The sequence below is a fragment of the Haloarcula regularis genome, assembly GCF_029338315.1.
GTDB lineage: Archaea > Halobacteriota > Halobacteria > Halobacteriales > Haloarculaceae > Haloarcula > Haloarcula regularis.
This window is the reverse complement of sequence record NZ_CP119794.1, coordinates 1994761-2010522: the sequence shown is the minus strand read 5'-3', so window position 1 is coordinate 2010522 and position 15762 is coordinate 1994761. Positions and strand designations below refer to the sequence as shown.

The following is a 15762-nucleotide window of genomic DNA, read 5'->3' as shown; positions in this document are numbered from 1 at the left end:
CGGGCCCATAGCTCAGCGGGAGAGCGCCGCCTTTGCAAGGCGGAGGCCCTGGGTTCGAATCCCAGTGGGTCCATACGACGTGCCAGCCCCGAACCGTGCCCCTTAAGTGTGGGACGGGATTCGGAACTGGTACGACGACTGATGCACCAATCCGGGTGAAACCGCGATTGGGAAGGGTCGACTCGCCCACCTCTCCCACCTTGGGGGCGAGAATGAAACCGTGTGTACGTGCGATCCAGGCGTCCACTGGACTCGTTCAGTGCAGTTTAGCGAGTCACAATTGACGTTGGCTACTATGCCAGCTGGTGGATAGCTCGGCTCGAGAGCTGATGAAGGACGTGCCAAGCTGCGATAAGCCATGGGGAGCCGCACGGAGGCGAAGAACCATGGATTTCCGAATGAGAATCTCCTCAGCAATTGCCTCGCGCAATGAGGAACCCCGGGAACTGAAACATCTTAGTACCGGCAGGAAAAGAAAGCGCAACGCGATGTCGTTAGTAACCGCGAGTGAACGCGATACAGCCCAAACCGAAGCCCTCACGGGCAATGTGGTGTCAGGGCCACCTCTCATCACTCGACCATCTCGACGAAGTCTCTTGGAACAGAGCACGAAACAGGGTGACAGTCCCGTAATCGAGGTCAGTACGGTGTGCGGTGGTTCCAGAGTAGCGGGGGTTGGATATCCCTCGCGAATGTCGCAGGCATCGACTGCGAAGGCTAAACACTCCTCGAGACCGATAGTGCACAAGTAGTGTGAACGAACGCTGCAAAGTACCCTCAGAAGGGAGGTGAAATAGAGCTTGAACTCAGTTGGCGATGGAGCGACGGGGCATACAAGGTCCGTAGACGAACGACCGAGACGCGAGTCTCCTGTAGGACTCTACGGAAGCCGATGTTCCGTCGTACGTTTTGAAAAACGAGCCAGGGAGTGTGTCTACATGGCAAGTCTAACCGGAGTATCCGGGGAGGCACAGGGAAACCGACATGGCCGCAGCCTCACGGCGAGGGCCGCCGTCTTCAAGGGCGGGGAGCCATATGGACACGACCCGAATCCGGACGATCTACGCGTGGACAAGGTGAAGCGTGCCGAAAGGCACGTGGAGGCCTGTTAGAGTTGGTGTCCTACAATACCCTCTCGTGATCTACGTGTAGGGGTGAAAGGCCCATCGAGTCCGGCAACAGCTGGTTCCAACCGAAACATGTCGAAGCATGACCTTCACCGAGGTAGTTCGTGGGGTAGAGCGACCGATTGGTGTGACCGCCTCCGAGAGGAGTCGGCACACCTGTCAAACTCCAAACCTACGAACGCCGCTGACGTGAGGATTCCGGTGTGCGGGGTAAGCCTGTGCACCGTGAGGGGAACAACCCAGAGAAAGGTTAAGGTCCCCAAGTGTGGATTAAGTGTAATCCTCTGAAGGTGGTCTCGAGCCCTAGACAGCCGGGAGGTGAGCTTAGAAGCAGCTACCCTCTAAGAAAAGCGTAACAGCTTACCGGCCGAGGTTTGAGGCGCCCAAAATGATCGGGACTCAAATCCACCACCGAGACCTTTCCGCACCCGTCACAGGGTGACCGAGTAGGTTGGCGCTCTATTTGGGTGGAAGCAGGGGTGAGAACTCCTGTGGACCGAATAGTGACGAAAATCCTGGCCATAGTAGCAGCGATAGTCGGGTGAGAACCCCGACGGCCTCATGAATAAGGGTTCCTCAGCACTGCTGATCAGCTGGGGGTTAGCCGGTCCTAAGTCATACCGCAACTCGACTATGACGAAATGGGAAACGGGTTAATATTCCCGTGCCGCTATGCATTCAAAGTTGACGCCCTGGGGTCGACCACGCTGGGCCTTCGCCCAGTCGAATCGTCAAACTCCGTGGAAGCCATAACGGCACGAAGCGGACGAACGGCGAGATAGGGAAACGTGGTTCAACCTGGGGCCCGTGAAAAGACGAGCATAGTGTCCGTACCGAGAACCGACACAGGTGTTCATGGCGGCGAAAGCCACGGCCTGTCGGGAGCAACCGACGTTAGGGAATTCGGCAAGTTAGTCCCGTAAGTTCGCGATAAGGGATGCCTGCTCAGGAGATGAGCAGGTCGCAGTGACTCGGAAGCTCGGACTGTCTAGTAACAACATAGGTGACCGCAAATGCGCAAGCACTCGTACGGTCACTGAATCCTGCCCAGTGCAGGTATCTGAACACCTCGTACAAGAGGACGAAGGACCTGTCAACGGCGGGGGTAACTATGACCCTCTTAAGGTAGCGTAGTACCTTGCCGCATCAGTAGCGGCTTGCATGAATGGATTAACCAGAGCTTCACTGTCCCAACGTTGGGCCCGGTGAACTGTACATTCCAGTGCGGAGTCTGGAGACACCCAGGGGGAAGCGAAGACCCTATGGAGCTTACTGCAGGCTGTCGCTGAGACGTGGTCGCCGATGTGCAGCATAGGTAGGAGGCATTACACAGGTACCTGCGCTAGCAGGCCACCGAGCCATCAGTGAAATACTACCCGTCGGTGACTGCGACTCTCACTCCGGGAGGAGGACACCGGTAGCCGGGCAGTTTGACTGGGGCGGTACGCGCTCGAAAAAGATATCGAGCGCGCCCTAAGGTCATCTCAGCCGGGACAGAGACCCGGCGAAGAGTGCAAGAGCAAAAGATGACTTGACAGTGATCTTCCTAACGAGGATCGCTGACGCGAAAGCGTGGTCTAGCGAACCAATTAGCCTGCTTGATGCGGGCAATTGATGACAGAAAAAGCCACCCCAGGGATAACAGAGTCGTCACTCGCAAGATATCGACCGAGTGGCTTGCTACCTCGATGTCGGTTCCCTCCATCCTGCCCGTGCAGAAGCGGGCAAGGGTGAGGTTGTTCGCCTATTAAAGGAGGTCGTGAGCTGGGTTTAGACCGTCGTGAGACAGGTCGGCTGCTATCTACTGGGTGTGTCATGGTGTCTGACGGGAACGATCGTATAGTACGAGAGGAACTACGATTGGTCGCCACTGGTGTACCGGTTGTTCGAGAGAGCACGTGCCGGGTAGCCACGCGACACGGGGTAAGAGCTGAACGCATCTAAGCTCGAAACCCACCTGGAAAAGAGACACCGCTGAAGGTCCGCGTAGAAGACGCGGTCGATAGACTCGGGGTGTGCGCGTCGAGGTAACGAGACGTTGAGCCCACGAGCACTAACAACCTGAAGCCATCAATCATACGCACTGTGACTCGTTGCATGAACGAGTCCAGGCGCAAACTGGATCGCACGTACCCACGGTGGTAGGACCGACCGAGACCTGGTCTGGTACTCTCGTGGTTCGATTCCACGACTCGGCGTTAAGGCGGCCATAGCGGCGGGGTTGCCTCCCGTACCCATCCCGAACACGGAAGATAAGCCCGCCAGCGTTCCGGTGAGTACTGGAGTGCGCGAGCCTCTGGGAAACTCGGTTCGCCGCCGACCATTCATACTTTATTGCCCTCGGAGAGAGCCATCTATGGCGCTCCCCGGGGCTTTTCGTATTTATAGAGGAGTCACAACTATCGAAACTACCGAGCGTCGTCCGCGTACCCGGGCTGACTAGGTGACGAGTAACCAAGGGGTTCGGGCACCATCGTATCGCATGACTCGCGAGATTAAACTGAACGAACTGGACGCGCTGGTCGAGACAGCGTCGTTTCCCCTCTCGAAAGCCGCGGCACGGGAACAGTTCGCCGACGTTCGGATTCGCTACGCCGATGGCGAGGAATCCATGGGTGAGCTCCTCGATCGCGTTCCCGACGAGGCGTTCGAGTCCGTCGAGGACGTGCGGACCTCCATCTTCAACGTCGTACCCGTCGCCGCGGTCGGTGAACCGGGTCAGTCCGAGGGCGAGGGCTAGTCGAATCCGCTAGCCTTAAGCGAGCGACTCGACTACTCTTGAATGCGCCAAGGTGGCAGAGTCCGGCCTAACGCAGCGGCCTGCAGAGCCGCCCATCGCCGGTTCAAATCCGGCCCTTGGCTCTCATACGTCCAAGACGACCTTGTCGTGGCACGTTTCCTCTCTGGTCTCAACTTCTCGGAGATCGGACAGTGTGATCACGTCGGCGGCTAACCCGTTTCGAAACCGATTTCTCGGAATATCTCGCCTGCACAAAGATTTATTCCGCAGGGGGCCGTATCTCTGGTATGGACGATCCACGTAGCGAACTAAAGGCAGATTCCGACGAGCGTCGGGATGCGCCGGAGTTCGACGACCTCGTCCCTCCGGAAGAACTCGTTTCTGGAGACCGCACCCGGGACGACTTCTTCGATGCCGTACTCGGACTGGACAGTCCCGCGACTGCGGGTGAGATCGCTGATCTCGCGGGACACGGGGTGGACGCTGCCCGTGAGTATGTAGCGTGGTTCGAACGCATGGGGATCGTCACGCAGGTCACCGACTCTCCCGCGACGTACGAACGGAACCAGGAGTACCTGAACTGGCGGCGTGTCCAGCAGCTCCGGAACCAGTACGACGACGACGAGCTCCTCGCCTTTCTTGAAGACGCAGTGGAGCGCGATGAGTCGTTTGCAGAGGAGTTCGATGTCGGATCTCCGGACGCAGTAGCGATCGTTGCACACGCAACTGACACCGATCGTTCTGTCGAGGCGGTGTGGCGGGAGGTATCAGCGTGGAAGACGACGCGCCGCCGAATTTCACTTCTCGAACGGGCATTGCAGACTGACACGGACGGCACTGCCGGACAGCGCCCCGTCGCATGAGCGGCGGAAGGGACGAGGTCAGCGGTGCACCGATCGATTTCGCCCGTCTGAACGTCGTCGCGGAGCGATTCGCTGCCGACGATCGCTTCACCGGGATCGAAATCCGACCAGAATTCGCACCGGATCGCATCGTCTGTCGCTACGATCCCAGATTCTATCCGCAGCGCGTGCAGAGTGCTCGCCTTGAGATCGTGTGGTTCGAGAGCGGGGACTTCTCGCTGCACTACCACGAAGAGCACGAGGATGGCGCGTTCGACTACCGGTGGGATCGGCATCCCTCGGATCACAACACTCGTGATCACGTCCACCCGGGTCCTGACGCGCCAACACCTGGCGACGACGCGTCACATCCGGTGGAATGGCGTGACGTGCTGTCGATGGTTCTCGGCGAGATCGAAGATCGACAGCGGGCCTTCTGGACTGAGTAAGGTCAACGTCGATCTTCGAGGGCGTCGAGCGCACGTCGGAACTGCTCCTCGTTGATTCGCGGTTCGGACATCGCCTGTGCTTCGAGTGCGCCGGCGTATCGTTCGAATTCGTCGTCGCTTGGGTCGGCAGCGAGCACGCAGTCGACGTATTCATCGAGCGCAGAGCGTAAGGTCTTCGCGTAGTGGTCGTATGCGGCGTCGATCCGGGTATGGTTGTCGTCGATCCCCTCGAACAGCGCACGGTAGACGGTCGCGGCCGCCCGGTAGCGCTCGCGTTCGCGGTACTGCTCGGCTACGTCAAAGAAGTGAGAAAAGTCGATGGCTTCCGTGACGACTGGATAGTCCGCGGTGTGCTGGTCGAACAGCGCCTCGATCTCGTCACGGTACGCTTCGACCGACTTGCCGCCGTCGCCAAACCGTGCGAGAAACTGCTCACGCAGGTCCGAGTTTTCGGCGATTGCATCGCGCACGAACGCGCGCAGGTCGTCGGGCGCGACATCTCGGATCACCCGTTCGACGCGTTCGCTCTCGTCTCGGGGCGGATCGGCGACGACGTCCAGCAGCACCGCGACGACGTGCTTGCACTCGCGCGCTCCTTCGTAAGGACACGTACACCGCGCATCGACGGTGTGTTCGCCTAGATCGACGGTCACGTCGTACAGACTCGTCCCTCGAACAGCGGCTGTAACCACGTCGCCAAACCGTTCGATTCGCTGTACGTGTCCTTCGTCGTGGTAGTCCTGTCCGCGCTCGAACACCGCGTCGGTACAGATGCCTCGGATTTTGGCCTTGTCGAGATCCATGCTCGTGGAACAATCGTCTACCCCGGCTCTCTCCGTTCGCGGCTCCATTCGTCGAGATCGAGTGCGACGTCGATCTCCCGCTGTAGCTGATCGCCAGTTCGCGGCCCGTAGAGCGCCGTGAAGCCTGCGTCTTCCAGGACTTCTTCGAACTCCCACCGGGACAGTCCGGCCGCTTCGGCAGCACGTCCGAGCGAAAGATCGCCGAGAACGTACCGGCCCACAGCGGTCGCAAGTTCGTCCGAGGGCTCACTACTGGAAGATGCCATCGTACGTAGGTATCGGGTCTACCGACTTAATAATCTATCATGGGATGGGGACGCTCGTGGGCTCAACGATTCGCAATCCCGCCAAAATATACAAAAACGGATACAACTGGGTATCCATGAAGTATAGAAGCAGACGTACAGACCACCGGAGAGCGCCGGGTTATGCCCCTGGCTACTCCTGCGTATCATCACCGAGCAGCCAGTGGTTTCTCCCGCCCTCTGGCCTTCTGTCACCTCTTCTTTCTTGAATACAGCCGTCGAAAATAGGTTGAATACGACACTTTTCGTTTGGGGGATGGAACCTACCGTTGGACGGTGTGGATCAACGCGAGAACCAGCACCGCTAGAGTGCTCCGCGGAATCCCTTGAGCTGGGTGATCCGTCGGCTCGTCGGATCCGGTGTCGTTGTCTCACTCGGTGGTCCGGTGGAAGCGGAATGCTTGACAGGACGACGGTGGCGAACGGGCAGATCCGAAAGCATGGCGTTGGCACACGGGACCGTGTTCGCGGTTAGATGACACCGCCAATTATGAGCAGACTGACGACGAACAGCAGGGCCGCGACGACGCCACCCCCAACGAGCAGCTTGTTCTCCATCGCCTTCTGGTGGGGCGGCATCGCCGCGTATTCTTCGCGGAACGTCTCCAGATTCGCTTCGTCGTAGAAATACTTCGTTTTGAGTGCGAAGCGTTCGGTGATCGCACACCCCGTACAGACTGGCTCACCCTCCAGCCGCTCAGTTTTTGGTGACTGGGACAGGCGATCGCCCCACAGTTGGGACAGAAAGTGTACGTCTCGTCGGTACCGCTGGTATCGCAGTGGACACACCGATGGATTCCATCCTCGAGCGCCACTCGTGATGGCCCCGCGGCGTAGTATTCATAGGAATATGTGTAGTCGTGCAACTCCGTCGTGTGACGGACGTCGGGCAGATACACCGGTTCGATCGACTGGACCGAGATGTCAGAGCGATTCGGCTCGCACGTCTTGGTGTAGGTGACGTTATTATCGCCAGTGTAGGTCACCGTCGTCGTGTGGAAGTCCTGCAAGCGGTCGACGGCCCACTCCTTGTACTCGGTCTGGGTCTGACCGAACCGTCGCTCGTCGACAGCGTCGAAGGGACGGTCGAAATCGTCGCTCTCGAGATCGACCGTTACGTGCCGGTTCTCGGCGACCAATGCTGCCACGTCGTCGCTTGCGATCTCTGGCTGGCCACGTTCTGCGTGGACGACACACCGGCTCCGATCGTCGATCCGGTGGATGACGCCGACAGAAGTTTCGAAGACAGCATCGGTATCGGCGGTGATCGAGACGACCGGCCGGAAGGTGACCTGTGAGTGAGGTACTGGGAGGTCGGCCGACTGGATGTTCTCGATGTCTAGAAACGCTACCCGAACGGGTGTGTCGATATCTGCTGCTGGGTCGTACGGTCGAAGCGTTTCGTCGCAGAGAATTTCGATGCGGCCATTGTAGAGATCCAGGCCGATTTCGTCGGCGATTTCGCGAAGGTCCTGGCCGTCGATTAGTTCGATTGGATACGGGTCGCCGTTCTGTTGCAGGCGCTCAGCGTATTCGTTGGCGGGACCGGTGAACCGACCGGTCGTGACGACCATCCCGCGCTTGGGGCCGTCGAATTCGAAGGTGGAAATCGCCGAGTGAAGTTTCTGGACGACCGGGCGGCCGACAGTGTCTGTGTGCTTGCACTCGACGACGATGGCTCGTCGAGTGCCGTCGACGACGTCCTCCATCAACACGTCCCGCCCCTCGTCGGCCGTTTTCTCGGCTTGCCGGACGTTCTCGTAGCCGAGGGTCCGGAAGACATCCTCCATCAGGTCCTCGAACTCAAACCCCGAGAGGTCGTCAAGGACTGCCATCGAAGATACCGGGTATGTCTGTTGGAACTCTCAAATACTTTGCCTCCTGCCGATGGCTCGGCCAAAATCGACTGAGATCTGAACATATTCGCAGTAAACGCAGGGGTGTCGTGGCTGTCGCCGGCTATGTGGCTGTGACAGTCTGGTTCCCGGCTTCGAAGGTCTCACGGTGGCTCCGGTCACCTCGGTTCGGCTCTCCGGGGCGATAACCGCAATTCCCCAATCCGTTGATTCCAACTCCCGATGTCTCCGTGTTGGTTCACGGTGACGACTACTCGCGATAGTCGTGAAACCAGTCGGGCAAGCGACTGGCGAGACAGAACCCGGAACGATCGGCGCTCATGCTTGTTGCGACACAGGCTGAAGTGCCACCATGGCCGGCGATAGCGAAGCGGGCGTCCGTCTCGGACTGGCGTGTGGCGACGCGCTCGGCCGACCGGTGGAGTTCAAATCTGCTAGCACGATCGACCGCGAGCATGGGACACTCACAGAGATGATCGGGCACGATCTCCCCGGCGTCGTCCACGACCAGGAGGAGATCGGTGAACTCGTGACCGGGGCGGTAGTTGTCCAGCAGCGCCGCCACGAGGAGCGTGTGGTACTTCAAGCTCGTGTACGGGTAGTCTATCCTCTCGTTGAAGCCGCTGGCCACGTCCGACGTGAGCCACGGATGCATCGCCTCGGGGTTCGACCCCGTCAGCAGGCCACTGACTGCCTCAGAGAGACGCGGGCGCGAGAGCGCCGAGGCGTCGCCGTCCGCGCCGTGCGGGACGGTCTGGTTCACCGGGACGCCGTGGAAGGTGTCCGGCGCGTAGTCGTGCGTCTCGCCGTTCAGCTCGTGGGCATCGTGGCGGTAGGCCGCGACCATCACGTCCTGACCGCCGTCGCCCAAGAAGTCGCTGAGTGAGGGGTTCTCGGCCGTCTACGGCCCCTCCTCGATGCGCTCTTCCAGCGCCTCCACGAACGCCGGGCGGTACTCTTCGGCCCACTGGTCGTCTTTCTCGTCCATTTTGTTCTAGTACTCGTTTCCCAGCTCGACGCCCCGTCTCTGACGGGGACCACTCTCACACCCTCCTCCAAAGTATCTCGAGGAAAAGCAGGTTATAATTCTCGAGAAAACTTCAGAATGGGTGCACATACATATAGAATTGATACTATACTACCCGAATGTACAATACATTTCTATTGGCTGCCGACCTGGGTGTTTTTTGTCCCAAACTCCATTCATCTGACGATATCTGGGGGTCGGATGTGCGCGACTGGTCGGTGACAAATCGATACGCGGTTCGAGACGGATAGCGATGGGGAACACGACCTCTCGACACCACCCAGCTCGGAGCGCCCGCAGCGAGCGACAGACGTGACGTCGAACCGAAGCCCCCGGGCAGCAGCCGTCGTGGCGGTGCGAATCGGCCCCGTTCAGTCGGCGGCGCCACCGCCGGCGCGAGCGGTGAGGGTGATACCGCCGAGCACGATTGCGCCGCCGATCACCGTCCAGAGCGTCGGGATCTCCGCAAGCAGGATGAGCGCGAGCAGGGCGCTCCCCAGTGGCTCGCCGAGCAGCGAGACGCTAACCACGCTCGAGTCGACGTGTGCCAGCGCCCAGTTCAGGACCGTGTGTCCGAACACGCCCGGCCCGGCGGCCATCGCGAGAAAGAGGAGCCATTCGCGGGGGGGATAGCCGGTGAGCGGGTGGCCCTGGCCGAGCAGGAAGACGAGGAGCGTCGCCGCCGCGACCAGATACACGACGGTCACGTAAGGGAGCAGGGGGAGCCGCTGGCGTAGTGACCGGCCCACGAGCACGTACAGGGCCATCATCACCGCGGCCAGCACCGCGAGGGAGTTCCCGAACAGCGGTCGCGGCCCCACGGCCGTTCCGCTGAGGAAGTCCCCCACCGACATCACGGCCATGCCCGCCACCGCGATCCCGATGCCGATCGCAGTCCGGCGGGTGATACGCTCGTCGAGCAGCACCCACGCGCCGAGCGCGACGAACAGGGGTTGGGCCTGGACGAGCGTGACCGACGCCGCGACGCTAGTCCAGTCGAGACTCTCGAACCAGGTCGCGAAGTGCACGGCGAGTGCGACCCCCGCCGCGCCGGCGACCAGCAGGTCGCGGCCGGAGAGCTTCGTCAGCGACCCTGCGTGGCGGGTCACCACCAGCGGCGCGAGCAGGACGGTCGTCAGGAGCACGCGGTAGAAGGCCACGACCGACGACGGCGCTGTCGACCACCTGACGAGGATTGCACTGGTGCTGACCGCGACGACCGCGACGGCGAGCGCGCCCATCGGCGTCACGTGGTCCTCGACCCGGTTCAGGATCGTATCCGCAGTTGCCATTACAGGTCATTGCGTCAATGGGCCTATCTAAGTATCGGTGGCGCGTCCGGAATGTTCAGCGGGCGCGCGCCGCCCCTCTCGATGGCGAGCGTCCGCCCGACGCGGCGGCCGCCTCCGGGAATCCCGTACAGCTCGAACTTGCGCGAGACGACCACCCGGGTTCGAGCGTTGGCGCAGGGCGTCGCTCCGGAGCCCTCAGTCGAGCCGTTCGGACGTCTCCGCGTATCGGGTGGCGAGTTCGGCGTAGTGCTCGGCCGCCACCCGCGTGTCCGGGTCGTCGAGGTCGGCTTTCGGCTCGGCCGGCGTGCCGACCGCGAGTGTCGCCGGCGGGACCTCGGTCCCCTCGGTCACGACGGACCCGGCGCCGACGATGGCCTCCTCGCCGACCCGTGCGTCGTCGAGCACGACCGCGTTCATCCCCACGAGCGCCCCCTCGTCGACCGTCGCCGCGTGGACGATGGCGGAGTGTCCGACCGTCGTCTCGGGCCCGAGGACGGCGTCTTCGTGGAGCACGGCGTTGTCCTGGACGTTCGCTCGCTCCCCGACCACGATCTGTCCGTGGTCACCACGGAGGGTGGTGTTCGGCCAGACGCTCGCTCCCGCCTCGATGACGACGTCCCCGATGACGACGGCCGCCTCGTCTACGTACGCCGAGTCCGCTATCGTCGGCGTCATCCCGTCGACTGCGCGTATCATACTGGACGGTGGTCCGGGGTTCTCTTGAAACCCTCCCTCTGCTGGCGCTCGGAGGCTCTCACCGGGGAGGAACGTTCGCTCGCGAGTGACCCGGCTCGGACCTGGAACCGGGCCCGTGGCTCGGCCGGTCAGGCTCACCGACAGTGACGCGAGGGCAGTCGGGGTGAACCGAACAATTTTGTACGTCCGTGCTGTGCGGGCGGTATGGCAGCACACCAGGAGCTCCCCGCAGTAGTCGAACGTGTAGCGAACCACACGCTGGAGCGGGATATGGAGTCCGAGACGTGGCAGAAAGCCGTCGCGCTGAACGGCCTCCTCGCCGTCGGCGGCTACGACGACGCGGTCCGTCGACTCGTCGACCGGTCTATCGCGACCCAGACATCGGCGGGGCAGTTCTCCTACGGGTCGCTCGATCCCAAGTCCTGGACGGACGAGGTCGAGTACCAGTCCCAGACCGACCCCGCCGCGCTGGGCTACCCCGTCCTGGAGTTCTACGACCGGACCGGCGACGAGGCGTACCTCGAGGCCGCCGAACGCCAGTACGAATACCTGGCCGAGGAGGCCCAGCGGACGGCCGACGGCGGCATCGGGCACCACCGCGGGAAGGTGGAACTGTGGGTCGACGCCGTCTACATGCTGTCCCCGTTCCTGGCGCGGTACGGCGCCGTCGCGGACGAACCGGCCGCCATCGACGACGCCGCCCGACAGATCATCGTCCAGACGAAACACCTCCGTGACCCCCACACGGGCCTGTACCGCCACGAGTGGCGCGAACAGCCCAACGTCTTCCCCGAGGACACGCTCTGGTCGCGCGGGAACGGCTGGGTCGCGGCCGGCATCCTCGACGCCCTCGAGTACGTCCCCGAGGACCACGACGACCGCGACGAACTCGTCGAGATATTCACCGACCTCTGTGCGGCGGTGCGCCCGCTCCAGGACGCCTCGGGCTACTGGCACAACATCCTCGACGACGACCAGTCGGCACTGGAGACCTCGGGGACGCTGATGTTCGCCTACGCGTTCCGCGAGGGCATCGACCGCGGCCTCCTCGACGAATCGGAGTACGACCAGGCGGCGACAGACGCTCTGGAGGTCACGAAAGGTGTCGTCGGTGACGACGGCGCCGTCAATCGCGTCGTCGGCCCGCCGGGCGGCCCCGGCGTCCCGTTCGCCGTGACCTCGTACGGACAGGGCTGGTTCCTGCTCGCCGCCAGCCAGTTCAGCTGATTACAGTCCGCCCATCCCGCCACCGGGCATTCCACCCGGGCCATCCATCTCGCCCCCGGGCATCTCGTCCGGAGTCTCCTCTCGTTTTGGCAGCGCGTCGTCGATCCGGAGGATAGCCACGGCGGCGTCCGTCGCGGCCCGGATCGAGTGGCGCTTCACCGCGGGCGGTTCGACGATGCCGGCGGCCAGCGCGTCGACGACCTCGCCGGTCTCGCCGTCGATCCCGGCCGTCGGGGTGCCCGTCGACTGCGCGGCGCGGACGTCCACGACGCCGTCGACGGGGTTGATGCCGGCGTTCTCGGCGAGCGTCCGGGGCACCACCTCGAGTGCGTGGGCGAACGCCTGGATGGCGAGCTGCTCGCGGGTCTCGTGCTGGGTCGCCCATTGGCGCAGTTCGAGGGCCGCCGCCGTCTCCGTCGCCCCGCCGCCGGGGAGGATCTTCGGTTCGTTGAGCGCGAGCGCCACGGCCGAGAGGGCGTCCTCGACGGCCCGTTCGACCTCGTCGACCACGTCCGTCGTCGACCCGTAGAGGACGAGCGTGGCGATCTCTCGGGTCTGTGGGCCCTTGATACTCGTCTTACGCTCGCCGCCGACGTCGACCTCCTCGACGACGTCGGCGTGGCCGAGGTCCTCGACCGTCATGTCCCGCGGGTCGGTGACGATCTCGGCGCCCGTCGCCTTCGCGACGGCTCTGACGTCCTCGTCGTCGGCGCGACGCACCACGTAGATGCCCTGCTTGGCCAGGTACGAGCGCGTGACCTGCTGGATGTCCTCGCCGCCGATGACGGCGTCGACGCCCAGGTCGTCGAGGTGTTGGGCGATGGCGATGGCCTCCGAGCGTTCGCCCTCGCGGAAGCCGTCGAACTCGTCGGTCGAGAGGAGGTTCACCTCGGCGTCGCCGCTGAGCTCGCGGGCCTCCACGGGCTTGTTGAGGACCGCGATGTCGGCGTCCTCGACGCGATACGGGGAGGACGCGTCGGCCCGTTCCTTCCCGATCTGGATGCTGTCGGCGAGGAAGGAGTCGACGACCTGCGCACCCGTGATCTTCTCGGTCCGCACGTCGTCGACGTCGATGCCGTCGTCGGTCGCGACCTGCTGGGCGGCCTCGACGACGAGCTCGGGGATGTTGGCGTCGGCCTTGACAGACTTGCCCGACATCGCCGTTCTCGCGATCTGTATCAGCCGCTCGGTGTCGGACGGGTCGATCTCGACCGCGTCGTCTTCCAGTTTCTCGACGGCGTGCTCCACGGCCGCGAGATAGCCGTTCACGATGGTCGTCGGGTGGACGTCCTGGTCCATGAGCGCCTCGGCCTCGGCGAGGAGTTCGGCGGCGACGGTCGCCGCCGTGGTCGTGCCGTCGTTCACCTCGTCTTCCTGGGAGACCGCGACGTCCGCGATGAGGTCGCCGACGGGGTGCTCGACCGTCTCGCGGAGGATGCTCGCCCCGTTGTTCGTGACGATCCCCATCCCGGACCGGTCCACGAGGAGTTTGTCCATCCCGCGCGGGCCCATCGTCGTCCGGACGAGGTCGCCCACGGCCCGACCGGCCGCGATGTTCGCCTGCCGGACGCTACGCTCGTCGGGCCCGAACTCGGAGATACTGTCTTCGGGGCCCGTGATACCCTCTCGTATGCTACCGTTCATCGTACGTGGGTTCGACGACAGAGATATGTAAACCCACCGCCTCCGCCGCCTACGTGTTTTGCTCGCGCTCTCTGAGGGCCTTCCGTTTGAGCTTCCCGCTGGTGGTCTGGGGGAACTCCGAGACGAACTCGATGTCCCGTGGGTACTCGTACTCCGCCAGTCGGTCGCGAACCCACGCCTCTAAGTCGGCCCGGAGCTCGTCGTCGCCGTCGACGTCGGCGGCCGTCTGGACGAAGGCCTTGATCCGTTCGTTGCGGGTGTCGTCGGGGACGCCGATGACGCCCACCTGCGCGACGGCCGGGTGTTGCAGCAGCGTCGTCTCCACCTCGCCCGGACCGACCCGGTACCCCGACGTGATGATGACGTCGTCCTTGCGCGATTTGAACCAGTAGTAGCCGTCCTCGTCGCGGTATCCCAGGTCGCCGGTGCGGTGCCATCGACCCGAGCGGGCCGCGTCGGTCCGTTCGGGCGCGTTCCAGTACTCGACGTACACCAGCGGGTCGCCCTCGTGGGCGATGGCGATCTCGCCCACCTCCCCGTCGGGGACTTCCTCGCCGGTCTCCGGGTCGAGGATCGTCGCCTCGTGGCCGGGGACGACCCGCCCGCTGCTCCCGGGCTTCGGGTCGAACCACCGGTGACACGTGCACACGAAGACGTTCGCCTCCGTCTGCCCGTAGATCTCGTTGACGGTGACCGACGGGAGGGCGTCGGCGAACCACTCGCGGAGTTCGGGCGTGAGCGCCTCGCCGCCGGCGACGACGACGTCCAGCGAGAGGTCGAACCGCTCCGGGTCCTCGGCGTCGCGCAGCATCCGGAGGGCGGTCGGCGGGACGAACGCGTTCGTCACGTCGTACTCCTCGAAGACGCGGTAGGTCCGCTCCGGGTCAAAAGAATCGGTCTTGTGACAGACGACGGGCTGCCCGAAGTGCCACGGCGGGAAGACGACGTTCCCGAGGGCACCGATCCAGGCCCAGTCGGCGGGCGTATAAAAGACCGCGTCCGAGACGTCGAGTTCGTTGGCGGCCAGAAACGAGGGACAGGTTCCGGCCCACAGGGCGTGCCGGTGGAGGACGCCCTTCGGCGGGCCCGTCGACCCGGAGGTGTACATGACGACTGCGGGTGTGTCGGGTGTCGTCTCGGCGACGTCGAAGCCGTCGCCTCCGGCCGCTTCGAGGTCCGCGAACGTCTCGGCGGCGGCCGTCTCCTCGCCGGGCCCGGGCGCGACGAACACGTGTTCGAGGTCCGGACACCTGTCGGCGACGTCGTGCACGGTGTCGGCGACGTCCACGTCGACGACCGCCACCGTCGCGCCGCTGTCCCCGAGCCGGTACTCCAGTGCGTCCGGGCCGAACAACACCGAGAGGGGTATCGAGATGGCCCCGAGTTTCCAGCAGGCGAGGTGGACGATGGGGTTTTCGGCCTGCTGGGAGAGCACGACGGCGACGCGGTCGCCACGTTCGACGCCGCGGTCGGCCAGGCCCTCGGCGACGCGGTCGGACCGGTCGTCGAGGTCCGCGAACGAGAACGATCGGCTCCCGTCCGGCGTCACCTCGACGAGCGCGGTACGGGACGTGTCCGCGTGCTTGCGGACCAGGTCGGTCGCTGCGTTGTAGTCCGCCGGCAGGTTCCAGTCGAAGCTGTCGACGGCCGCAGCATACGAGTCCTCGAGTGACATGTACCACGCCATTACCGGCTACACGTATACCCACCTGCAACAAATAGACTTCTATCAGAATCCGAATTAATGGCCCTCG

The 15762-nt window shown here is 63.2% G+C and carries 10 protein-coding genes, 2 tRNA genes, 2 rRNA genes and 3 pseudogenes; 9 read left to right on the top strand and 8 right to left on the bottom strand.

Going from position 1 to position 15762, the window contains the following annotated elements; genetic code table 11:
- Position 1: 1 nt before the first annotated feature.
- The 7 genes from P1N55_RS10835 (at position 2) to P1N55_RS10805 (ending at position 5158) form a co-directional block, all read left to right on the top strand.
- Positions 2–73: transfer RNA gene (locus P1N55_RS10835), tRNA-Ala, on the top strand.
- Positions 74–280: 207 nt separating this feature from the next.
- Positions 281–3204 (top strand): 23S ribosomal RNA (locus tag P1N55_RS10830).
- Between the two features lie 122 nt (positions 3205–3326).
- A 5S ribosomal RNA gene (rrf, locus tag P1N55_RS10825) occupies positions 3327–3449 on the top strand.
- 160 nt (positions 3450–3609) lie between these two features.
- The gene (locus P1N55_RS10820) at positions 3610–3867 is read left to right on the top strand and encodes a DUF5789 family protein (protein WP_276275628.1); all 258 of its coding nucleotides are present in this window, start codon (positions 3610–3612) and stop codon (positions 3865–3867) included.
- Between the two features lie 46 nt (positions 3868–3913).
- Positions 3914–3989, top strand: a tRNA-Cys gene (locus tag P1N55_RS10815).
- Positions 3990–4154: 165 nt separating this feature from the next.
- Entirely contained in the window at positions 4155–4730 is a 576-nt protein-coding gene (locus tag P1N55_RS10810) for a DUF7342 family protein (protein WP_276275627.1), read from the top strand.
- Positions 4727–5158: a hypothetical protein gene (locus P1N55_RS10805; protein WP_276275626.1), complete on the top strand. Its 432-nt coding sequence runs from the start codon at positions 4727–4729 to the stop codon at positions 5156–5158. The genes P1N55_RS10810 and P1N55_RS10805 overlap by 4 nt, the downstream gene beginning before the upstream one ends.
- A gap of 2 nt (positions 5159–5160) precedes the next feature.
- Here P1N55_RS10805 and P1N55_RS10800 read toward each other — a convergent pair whose 3' ends face one another.
- The 3 genes and pseudogenes from P1N55_RS10800 to P1N55_RS10790 all read right to left on the bottom strand — a co-directional run bounded on the left by P1N55_RS10800 (position 5161) and on the right by P1N55_RS10790 (position 8101).
- A complete protein-coding gene (locus P1N55_RS10800; protein WP_276275625.1) occupies positions 5161–5961 on the bottom strand; it encodes an SWIM zinc finger family protein in 801 nt (266 codons plus the stop codon).
- 17 nt (positions 5962–5978) lie between these two features.
- On the bottom strand, positions 5979–6227 hold the full coding sequence (locus P1N55_RS10795; protein WP_276275624.1) for a UPF0175 family protein: 249 nt from the start codon (positions 6225–6227) through the stop codon (positions 5979–5981).
- Positions 6228–6737: 510 nt separating this feature from the next.
- Positions 6738–8101: pseudogene (locus P1N55_RS10790) on the bottom strand (restriction endonuclease).
- A gap of 373 nt (positions 8102–8474) precedes the next feature.
- Between P1N55_RS10790 and P1N55_RS19760 the strand changes: the two are divergent.
- Positions 8475–8558, top strand: a pseudogene (locus P1N55_RS19760) (hypothetical protein); the annotation flags it as partial.
- A 42-nt stretch (positions 8559–8600) separates the two neighbouring features.
- On the opposite strand, the pseudogene P1N55_RS19755 reads toward P1N55_RS19760, so the two are convergent.
- From P1N55_RS19755 to P1N55_RS10775, 3 genes and pseudogenes are all read right to left on the bottom strand, one after another.
- Positions 8601–8969 (bottom strand): annotated as a pseudogene (locus P1N55_RS19755) (hypothetical protein); the annotation flags it as partial.
- A 551-nt stretch (positions 8970–9520) separates the two neighbouring features.
- A complete protein-coding gene (locus P1N55_RS10780; protein WP_276275622.1) occupies positions 9521–10441 on the bottom strand; it encodes a DMT family transporter in 921 nt (306 codons plus the stop codon).
- A 195-nt stretch (positions 10442–10636) separates the two neighbouring features.
- Entirely contained in the window at positions 10637–11137 is a 501-nt protein-coding gene (locus tag P1N55_RS10775; RefSeq protein WP_276275621.1) for a gamma carbonic anhydrase family protein, read from the bottom strand.
- 204 nt (positions 11138–11341) lie between these two features.
- Between P1N55_RS10775 and P1N55_RS10770 the strand changes: the two genes are divergently transcribed.
- Positions 11342–12364 (top strand): glycoside hydrolase family 88 protein, encoded by a 1023-nt coding sequence (locus tag P1N55_RS10770; RefSeq protein ID WP_276275620.1) that lies wholly within the window; start codon positions 11342–11344, stop codon positions 12362–12364.
- Here P1N55_RS10770 and thsA read toward each other — a convergent pair whose 3' ends face one another.
- Together thsA and P1N55_RS10760 are read right to left on the bottom strand one after the other, a co-directional pair.
- Positions 12365–14008: a thermosome subunit alpha gene (gene thsA / locus P1N55_RS10765; RefSeq protein ID WP_276275619.1), complete on the bottom strand. Its 1644-nt coding sequence runs from the start codon at positions 14006–14008 to the stop codon at positions 12365–12367. It abuts the gene before it with no gap.
- A 49-nt stretch (positions 14009–14057) separates the two neighbouring features.
- Positions 14058–15695 carry an acyl-CoA synthetase gene (locus tag P1N55_RS10760; protein WP_276275618.1) on the bottom strand — a complete coding sequence of 546 codons (1638 nt, stop codon included), beginning with the start codon at positions 15693–15695 and terminating at the stop codon, positions 14058–14060.
- Positions 15696–15762: the final 67 nt, after the last annotated feature.

Bases quoted from the DNA above. Each gene is read 5' to 3' on its own strand.
- P1N55_RS10820 (WP_276275628.1), top strand. From the start codon at position 3,610: ATGACTCGCGAGATTAAACTGAACGAACTGGACGCGCTGGTCGAGACA.
- P1N55_RS10810 (WP_276275627.1), top strand. From the start codon at position 4,155: ATGGACGATCCACGTAGCGAACTAAAGGCAGATTCCGACGAGCGTCGG.
- P1N55_RS10805 (WP_276275626.1), top strand. From the start codon at position 4,727: ATGAGCGGCGGAAGGGACGAGGTCAGCGGTGCACCGATCGATTTCGCC.
- P1N55_RS10800 (WP_276275625.1), bottom strand. From the start codon at position 5,961: ATGGATCTCGACAAGGCCAAAATCCGAGGCATCTGTACCGACGCGGTG.
- P1N55_RS10795 (WP_276275624.1), bottom strand. From the start codon at position 6,227: ATGGCATCTTCCAGTAGTGAGCCCTCGGACGAACTTGCGACCGCTGTG.
- P1N55_RS10780 (WP_276275622.1), bottom strand. From the start codon at position 10,441: ATGGCAACTGCGGATACGATCCTGAACCGGGTCGAGGACCACGTGACG.
- P1N55_RS10775 (WP_276275621.1), bottom strand. From the start codon at position 11,137: ATGATACGCGCAGTCGACGGGATGACGCCGACGATAGCGGACTCGGCG.
- P1N55_RS10770 (WP_276275620.1), top strand. From the start codon at position 11,342: ATGGCAGCACACCAGGAGCTCCCCGCAGTAGTCGAACGTGTAGCGAAC.
- thsA (WP_276275619.1), bottom strand. From the start codon at position 14,008: ATGAACGGTAGCATACGAGAGGGTATCACGGGCCCCGAAGACAGTATC.
- P1N55_RS10760 (WP_276275618.1), bottom strand. From the start codon at position 15,695: ATGGCGTGGTACATGTCACTCGAGGACTCGTATGCTGCGGCCGTCGAC.